Origin of the sequence: Aeromicrobium sp. (assembly GCF_014378035.1) — a bacterium.
Lineage (GTDB): Bacteria > Actinomycetota > Actinomycetes > Propionibacteriales > Nocardioidaceae > Aeromicrobium.
This window is the reverse complement of record NZ_JACMOM010000118.1, coordinates 1-7,596: the sequence shown is the minus strand read 5'-3', so window position 1 is coordinate 7,596 and position 7,596 is coordinate 1. Positions and strand designations below refer to the sequence as shown.

7 protein-coding genes and 1 pseudogene are annotated in these 7,596 nt (G+C 65.6%); 4 read left to right on the top strand and 4 right to left on the bottom strand.

The window, feature by feature from the left end:
- From H7290_RS05840 to H7290_RS05825, 4 genes and pseudogenes are all read left to right on the top strand, one after another.
- Positions 1–529 (top strand): annotated as a pseudogene (locus H7290_RS05840) (protein translocase subunit SecF); the annotation flags it as partial.
- Positions 530–619: 90 nt separating this feature from the next.
- Positions 620–1,081 carry a hypothetical protein gene (locus H7290_RS05835; RefSeq protein ID WP_290513074.1) on the top strand — a complete coding sequence of 154 codons (462 nt, stop codon included), beginning with the start codon at positions 620–622 and terminating at the stop codon, positions 1,079–1,081.
- Positions 1,082–1,144: 63 nt separating this feature from the next.
- Positions 1,145–1,696, top strand: coding sequence for an adenine phosphoribosyltransferase (locus tag H7290_RS05830; RefSeq protein ID WP_290513073.1), 552 nt, complete (start codon positions 1,145–1,147; stop codon positions 1,694–1,696).
- Between the two features lie 262 nt (positions 1,697–1,958).
- Positions 1,959–4,202: a bifunctional (p)ppGpp synthetase/guanosine-3',5'-bis(diphosphate) 3'-pyrophosphohydrolase gene (locus H7290_RS05825; protein ID WP_290513075.1), complete on the top strand. Its 2,244-nt coding sequence runs from the start codon at positions 1,959–1,961 to the stop codon at positions 4,200–4,202.
- Positions 4,203–4,294: 92 nt separating this feature from the next.
- Here H7290_RS05825 and H7290_RS05820 read toward each other — a convergent pair whose 3' ends face one another.
- The 4 genes from H7290_RS05820 to H7290_RS05805 all read right to left on the bottom strand — a co-directional run.
- Entirely contained in the window at positions 4,295–4,729 is a 435-nt protein-coding gene (locus H7290_RS05820; protein WP_290513072.1) for an ATP-binding protein, read from the bottom strand.
- Complete coding sequence (locus H7290_RS05815) at positions 4,722–5,060, bottom strand: STAS domain-containing protein (protein ID WP_290513071.1); 339 nt, start codon at positions 5,058–5,060, stop codon at positions 4,722–4,724. The genes H7290_RS05820 and H7290_RS05815 overlap by 8 nt, the downstream gene beginning before the upstream one ends.
- Positions 5,057–7,033, bottom strand: a complete 1,977-nt coding sequence (locus tag H7290_RS05810) for a glycosyltransferase family 2 protein (RefSeq protein WP_290513070.1) — start codon at positions 7,031–7,033, stop codon at positions 5,057–5,059. The genes H7290_RS05815 and H7290_RS05810 overlap by 4 nt, the downstream gene beginning before the upstream one ends.
- Before the next feature lie 3 nt (positions 7,034–7,036).
- The coding region (locus H7290_RS05805) for a PP2C family protein-serine/threonine phosphatase (RefSeq protein ID WP_290513069.1) at positions 7,037–7,596 on the bottom strand (560 nt) is incomplete at its 5' end.

Here is a 7,596-nt window from a genome sequence, read left to right as displayed (position 1 = left end):
CGAGGTCACACCAGCGACGGTCACGGGGTTGTTGACGATCCTCGGTTACTCGCTCTACGACACTGTCGTCGTGTTCGACAAGGTCAGGGAAAACACGCGGGGCATCCTCAAGTCGACGTCGCGCACCTACGCGGAGCAGGCGAACCTCGCGCTCAACCAGACGCTCGTGCGCTCGATCAACACCTCGGTCACCGCTTTGCTGCCCGTCGCGGCGTTGCTCGTCGTCGGTGTGGCAGTGCTCGGAACGGGCCCGCTCAAGGACCTCGCGCTGGCGCTCTTCGTGGGCATGTTGGCCGGAACCTACTCCTCGATCTTCATCGCCACGCCGTTCGCGTCGCAGCTCAAGGAGCGTGAACCTGCCATCAAGGCCCAGGCCGCGCGGGTCATGGCGCGTCGCCAGAAGGAGGCGGAGGCGCCGGTCGAGGCAGCGGTCGCGGCACCTCACCGCCCGGTCACGACTTCGGGAGCGTCGAAGCGGGTCCAGCCCTCGCGCAAGCCTCGATCTCAGCGCGGCAAGTCAGATTCGTGAACCGTGGTTTTGTCGTGGCATGCTGTTGGACTGATGAGCGCCACGGGAAACGTCCTGGGCCGCATCGCAACAAAATCTAGAGGAGACCTCATGAAGCTTTCACTGGCCCTGGCCGGCGCAGTCCTTCTCGGTACGACGCTCACCGCCTGTGGTGGCGGCGATGCTGGCGCCGACAGCAGCTACTGCAAGGACATCAAGAAGGCCTCCGCGACGTTCGGCAACCTGTCCGGAGGTGACGTCGGCAAGCTCGACCAGGCGTTCGCCACGTTCCACAAGCTCGCCGACGAGTCGCCCGACGACCTGAAGGCCGACTGGAAGAAGCTTGATGGTGCCATCACGACGATCGAGAAGGCGCTCAAGGATGCCGGTCTGAAGTTCTCAGACCTCGACAAGATCCAGAAGGGCGAGGTCCCCCCGGGCGTCGACGTCTCGAAGCTCACTGGGCTCGCCTCGGAGTTCTCGAAGCTCAACAGCGCAGCCTTCACGAAGGCCTCGAAGAACATCGAGAAGCAGGCGAAAGACACCTGCAAGGTCAACCTCAACAAGTCGTAAGAGCCACTGTCGGCGGGTCCCGGGGGCTGTGCCCACGGGACCTGCTGTCGTGAAAGGACCCCCGTGACCGACACCTCCTCCCGCGGCGACGAGCTACGCGCCACCATCGACCGGCTGGTCCGGCCGATCGAGGACTGGCCCGAGCCCGGCATCACCTTCCGTGACATCACGCCGCTCCTCGGTGATGCCCGTGCGTTGGCGGACGTCGTCGACGGCCTCACCGAACTGGCCCTGCTGGCGGGCCCGGTTGATGCTGTCCTGGGCATCGAGGCCCGCGGTTTCCTGTTCGGTCCGTCGATCGCGCTGCGCCTCGGGGTCGGCCTCGTGCCGGTGCGCAAGGTCGGCAAGCTCCCGGCCGTGTCACTCTCCACGGCGTACGACCTCGAGTACGGCTCAGCCGTGCTCGAGATGCATGCAGACGCCCTCCAGCCGGGGGCGCGGGTGCTCGTCGTCGACGATGTGCTGGCCACGGGCGGAACGATGCGTGCCGCCGCTGACCTCGTCCGGCAGGCGCAGGGCACCGTGGCCGGCAACCTCGTCATGATCGAGCTGCTCGCACTCGGCGGTCAGGCCTCCCTCGCCCCCACCGGTTGTGCGTCCCTTCGTTCCTACTGAGCCCCTCCCACGAATCGAGTTTCATGAATCCCCATCAGGTCCGCGTCGTCGCCGTCGTGCTCGTCGGCATCCTCGTTCTCGGCGCCGCCGCGACACTGATCGACGGCCTGCTTCGCTGAGACCAGCCCCGCCGTGCATCGCTGGCATATCATGGAGGTCAGACTGGCTTTGGACAACATCGTGAGGAGTACGCGTGGTTGATCGCGTCGAGGCGTCCCCCGTCGAGTCGAAGAACGTCGACCCTGCGCCTGCTTCTGCGCGTGTGCGCAACCGACTTGCCCGCATCGGCGGCGGTGGCAGGTCCGGTGCGCCCGACCCGGTGCTCGACCCTCTGCTCAAGGTGTTTCGAGTCACCCACCCCAAAGCCGATGTCACATCGATCCAGAAGGCGTACGACATCGCCGAGCGGATGCACGAGGGCCAGACGCGCAAGAGCGGCGACCCGTACATCACCCATCCGCTGGCGGTGGCGGCGATCCTTGCCGAGCTCGGCATGACCGCCCCGACCCTGTGCGCCGCGCTGCTGCACGACACCGTCGAGGACACCACCTACACGCTGGTCGAGCTGCGCAAGGACTTCGGTGAGGAGGTCGTGCGCCTCGTCGACGGTGTGACCAAGCTCGACAAGGTCAAGTACGGCGACTCGGCGCAGTCCGAGACCATTCGCAAGATGGTCGTGGCCATGAGCCGTGACATCCGGGTGCTCGTCATCAAGCTCGCCGACCGTCTGCACAACATGCGCACTCTCCGCTATCTGCGCCAGGACAAGCAGGAGCGCATCGCTCGCGAGACGATCGAGATCTTTGCGCCACTGGCACACCGGCTCGGCATGAACACGATCAAGTGGGAGCTGGAAGACCTCGCGTTCGCCACCCTGCACCCCAAGGTCTACGACGAGATCGTCCGGCTCGTCGCAGATCGGGCCCCCTCGCGCGAGCAGTTCCTCGAGCGTGTCGTCAACGACGTCGAGTCAGACCTGCGACACGTCAAGCTCAAGGCCAAGGTCTCGAGCCGGCCCAAGCACTACTACTCGATCTATCAGAAGATGCTTCTCGGCAGCCGCGAGTTCTCCGACATCTTCGACCTCGTCGGGGTGCGCATCCTGGTTGACAGCGTCGCCGACTGCTACGGCGTGCTGGGTGTGCTGCACGCGCGATGGAACCCCATCCCGGGGCGCTTCAAGGACTACATCTCGGTGCCGAAGTTCAACATGTACCAGTCGTTGCACACCACGGTGATCGGGCCGCAGGGCAAACCCGTCGAGCTGCAGATACGTACCAACGCCATGCACAGGCGCGCTGAGTATGGCGTCGCCGCGCACTGGAAGTACAAGGAAGACGGTCAGGACGGCGCCAAGAACGGTGGCAAGGGTGTCGACGCCAATGACATGCTGTGGCTGCGCGAGGTGCTCGACTGGCAGTCCGAGACCGAGGACTCCGTCGACTTCCTCGACTCGTTGCGTTTCGAGATCAACAATGCCGGCGTCTACGCCTACACGCCGCGAGGCGACCTGATCCAGCTGGCGGCGGATGCCACTCCGGTCGACTTCGCCTATGCCGTTCACACCGAGGTCGGCCACGCCTGCATCGGGGCCCGCGTCAACGGGCGACTGGTGTCCTTGGAGTCCACCCTCGAGAGCGGCGACGTCGTCGAGATCTTCACGTCGAAGTCACCCGACGCGGGCCCGAGCCGAGACTGGCTCGAGTTCGTCGCGAGCCCGCGTGCGCGCAACAAGATCCGCCAGTGGTTCACGAAGGAGCGCCGCGAGGAGTCGGTCGAGCGGGGCAAGGACCAGATCGCCAAGCAGATGCGCAAGGAGGGTTTGCCGCTGCACCGGTTGTTCAAGCACGAGACTCTCGACACCGTCGCCAAGGAGCTGCACCTGCCCGACGTGTCTACTCTCTACGCGGCGGTCGGCGAGAGCAACGTCAGCCCGCAGAATGTCGTCGAGCGTGTCATCGACCTCGCCGGCGGCCGCGACGGTGCGCAGGAGGACCTCGCCGAGGCGACCTCGCTGCCGGGTATCGGGGCACGGCGGCCGCACACCGAGACCCGCGACGCCGGGGTGGTGGTCGAGGGCCTCGACGGCGAGGTGCTGGTCAAGCTCGCGCGGTGCTGCACACCGGTGCCGGGCGACACCATCGAGGGCTTCGTGACGCGTGGCTCCGGTGTATCCGTCCACCGCACCGACTGCGTCAATCTCCTGGCGCTTCGCAGCCAGCCCGAGCGGCTCGTGGCGGTGCACTGGGCGCCGACGGGCAAGAGCACCTTCCTGGTGGCGGTGCAGGTCGAGGGCCTCGATCGGCCGCGCCTTCTCAGCGACATCACGAGGGTCATCTCCGACCAACATGTCAACATCCTGTCGGCGTCCCTGTCGACGGGCCGGGACCGGGTCGCCAAGTCGAAGTTCACCTTCGAGATGGCCGATCCCAAGCACCTGGGTCACGTGTTGTCAGCCGTGAGGACCGTCGAAGGGGTCTTCGACGTCTACCGCCTCACCCAGTAGCGCTGACGGGTCTCCTCACGGAACGAGCACAGTGGCGATGAGTGCCGCGAGAACAACCTGTCAGCGATGTTGCGACGACGGTCAGTGAAGAATCAGGGCGATCGGCGGCAGGTGAGACGCCAGATGTTCAGCCCGTCGGTGTGCTCATGGCTGATCTCGTCGACCGTGGCCAGGGCAAGAGCGAGTCCCCGTCCCTCCTCGGCGTCGTCAGCCGGCATCGAGATCTGCTCGAAGTCGATTTCGACCGGCTTGCCGTCGTCACGGAACTCGGCCGTGAGAGCGTGCGCGTCGCCCTGCAGGACGATGTTGAAGCTTCGTGGCTCGTCGCTGGGGGGGTCGGTGCGGGTCGAGTGCTCGAGAATGTTGCCGGCGACCTCGATGACAGCTGTCTCGAATCGGATGCGATCGAGCATCTCGGTGACCCCGACCGTGTCGAACAGCTGCGCCACGAGGTTGTGAACCTCCTCGAGTGCGGCCTGGCTCAGCGGAGCGACCAGCGTGAGGATGGTGACCGGTTCGTCAGTCACGGTCGTAAGCTTTCGCCACGGTCTCGCGGGGCCGGAGGACCTTGTCGAGATTGGTGAGCCGAAGGATCGTGACGACTTGCTCGTTGGGGGCAGCGATCCGCAGGTCGCCCCCCGCCTGCCGGGCCGCCTTCAGACCGGCGATGAGCGCTCCGAGCCCCGAGGAGTCCATGAACTCGGTCGCGGAGAGGTCGACGACGATACGCTCAGTGCCGCTGTCCAGGAGGCCAGCGATGGCTTCGGTCAGCTGGCGAGCCGACACCATGGTCAGGCGTCCCTCGGGTCGTACGACCCCGATGCCTCGATCCGTGCGCTCGACGGTGAACCCCGTCATGGTGCCTCCCTTTCCTGGGTTTTTTCGGGCTTGTAGCCGCGATAGAGCACGGCTTGGATCAGCACGCTGAAGATCATCAGATCGAAGACGACCCACACAAGGTTGACCCCGGTGCCGAGCGGATCGGCGCCACCGGCCGCAAGCCGCGCGATGCCGATCACAGACGCCACCACCAGGATCGCCATCGCCCACAACTGGGGACGAATGAGGTGCCACGGTGGTCCTGTGCGTTCCTGGCGAGTCTTGGGCGTCACCGCGAACTCGAGGCTGCGCCCGAGGTAGACATTGCCGAACGCCGACGTGAATGACTTGATCCAGACCGGGAAGAGCGCCAGCGAGTACTGCTGACCCCGCCATGTCGTGGAACCACGTCCGACCACGAAGAACAAGAACTGATTGATGAGGAGGAAGGGGATCAGGCGCACGAAGAACTCTGTACCCAGCGAGTCGACCGGCAGGATCCCGAACGTCAGGTAGATCGCCGGGGCGGCGATGTAGGCGACAGCGGCAAACCCCGAGAGATAGCTCCACATCGTCGACCAGTACATGAGCCGTTGGGCGATCGTGAGACCACGCTGGGTCAGTGGGTTCTCCCGGAACATGACCTGAACCGTGCCCTGGGCCCAACGAAGCCGCTGCGTGAGCATCGTCCCGAGGTCTTCGGGCGCCAACCCGTAGGCGAGCGTCTCGTGGTGGTAGACGCTGCGCCAACCCAAAGCGTGGAGGCGCATGCAGGTGGCCATGTCCTCGGTGACCGAGATCGTCGCGAGGGGCATGACGGGCTGTGCCTCATGGCCGCGGTCGACATCGATTGATCCGATCAAGGTGCGGACCGTCTCGATGGCACCGAGCGGTGACCACTCCCGCCGTGCCATGACATCGAGAGCGCCGTCGTCGATGAACGTCGAACCGCCACCGAAGGAGTCGAAGGAGTCGGGGGAGTCGGGAGAGGCGGACAGGCCCTCGATCGCGGCGAGGTCGTCGCGCAGCGCGGCGAGGTCAGACTCGACGAGGTTCCGGCTGATCGAGTCGACTCGCTGCTGGAAGCGGTATGTCACGTCGCCGATCGCGTCCCCTCTGCCCAGCTCGCGTTGTGCGCGTCGGATGTCGTACGCCACGAGGTCCAGCGAGGCCCGGAGATGTTCGTCAGCCGGGACGAGCTGCTTGATCGCCTTGGCGAGCACTGTCTTCGACGTGCGAAGCGCGCGATCGACCGAGATCTCGACCTCGCCGACGTAGCGGGAGACGCCGAGCTGCATCAAGGCTTCGCGCCGGATCACCGCGTTGGAGCCGCAGAAATAGGCAGCGTTCCAGCCGTCCTTGCCCTGTTGGATCGGGCCGTAGAACAGTGGCGCCTGACTGCCGAGCGGGTCGCTGTCCGGCACGTTGGTGAAAACCTGCGGAGTCTGGACCAGTGCGACCTTGTCGTCGCGGAAGTAGCCGAGCGTACGATCGAGGATGTTCGGCTCGGGGATCTGGTCGGCGTCCAGAATCAGCAGGAACTCCCCGTCGGTGGCCATCAGGGCGTTGTTGATGTTGCCGGCCTTGGCGTGGCGCGGCCGGTCGATCCAGTCGTCGGAGCGGCGGAGCCAGCCGCTGCCGTTGGCCTCTGCCCACTCGCCCAGCTCTTTGCGGTTGCCGTCGTCGAGAAGCCAGGTCTGGTGCGGATGAGTGATGGCCTTGGCCGCGAGAGCCGTCCTCTGGACGAGTTCGAGCGGCTCGTTGTAGGTCGTGATGAAGACGTCGACCGTCGCGCCTTCCGGAGGCAGCTCAGGCTCGCCACGACGCTTGATCCGCCACATTGTGAGGCCGAAGAGCAGGGAGTCGATCAGGCTGTACGTCTCGGCCAGCACGAGCGGCACGGCGATCCACCAGGCGTCCCAGTTGAGGGAGAACATCCACCGCCACACGACGTAGTTGATCCCAGCAATTCCGGTGGTCAGGATCAGCAGGCGCAGCAGCAGGGTGCGCATCGTTCAGTCCACCTCCGAGCGGCGGATGACCAAGACCGTGACATCGTCCATCGGCACTGCTGTGGTGGCCATCGAGCGGATGACCTTGACGAGGTCCGGTGGGCGTGGGTGCTTGCGTGCAAGGTCGGCGATCACCTCGAACACCTCGGGCGTGCCGCCGAGCAGGTCGAACAATCCGTCGCTGAAGCACAGGAGCAGGTCGCCGGGGTCAAGATTGAGGTGGTGCTCGGTCCACGTCCAGTCGGCGGTGACACCGAGCGGGAGGTCCGTGGTCGGGAGGATCTGGTGCGAGCCGTCCGCGCGAACGACAAGAGTCAGGCCATGCCCCGCGTCGACGTAGCGGATCTGGCCGGTCGCAGGATCTGCCCAGCCGAAGAAGCCGGTGACGAAGGCTGCACTGGCCACGAGGTCATCGAACAGGATGGTGTTGACCTCGGTCAGTACCTCACCCGTTGCTGCGGTCGCGCCGAACCGGCCGCCGGCGAAGGCGCTATTCGCCGACCGGACGACGGCCCTGGTCGTCGCCATCAGGATCGCGGCACCCGTGCCCTTGCCCATGACGT

Bases quoted from the DNA above. Each gene is read 5' to 3' on its own strand.
- H7290_RS05835 (WP_290513074.1), top strand. From the start codon at position 620: ATGAAGCTTTCACTGGCCCTGGCCGGCGCAGTCCTTCTCGGTACGACG.
- H7290_RS05815 (WP_290513071.1), bottom strand. From the start codon at position 5,060: ATGACGGGGTTCACCGTCGAGCGCACGGATCGAGGCATCGGGGTCGTA.
- H7290_RS05810 (WP_290513070.1), bottom strand. From the start codon at position 7,033: ATGCGCACCCTGCTGCTGCGCCTGCTGATCCTGACCACCGGAATTGCT.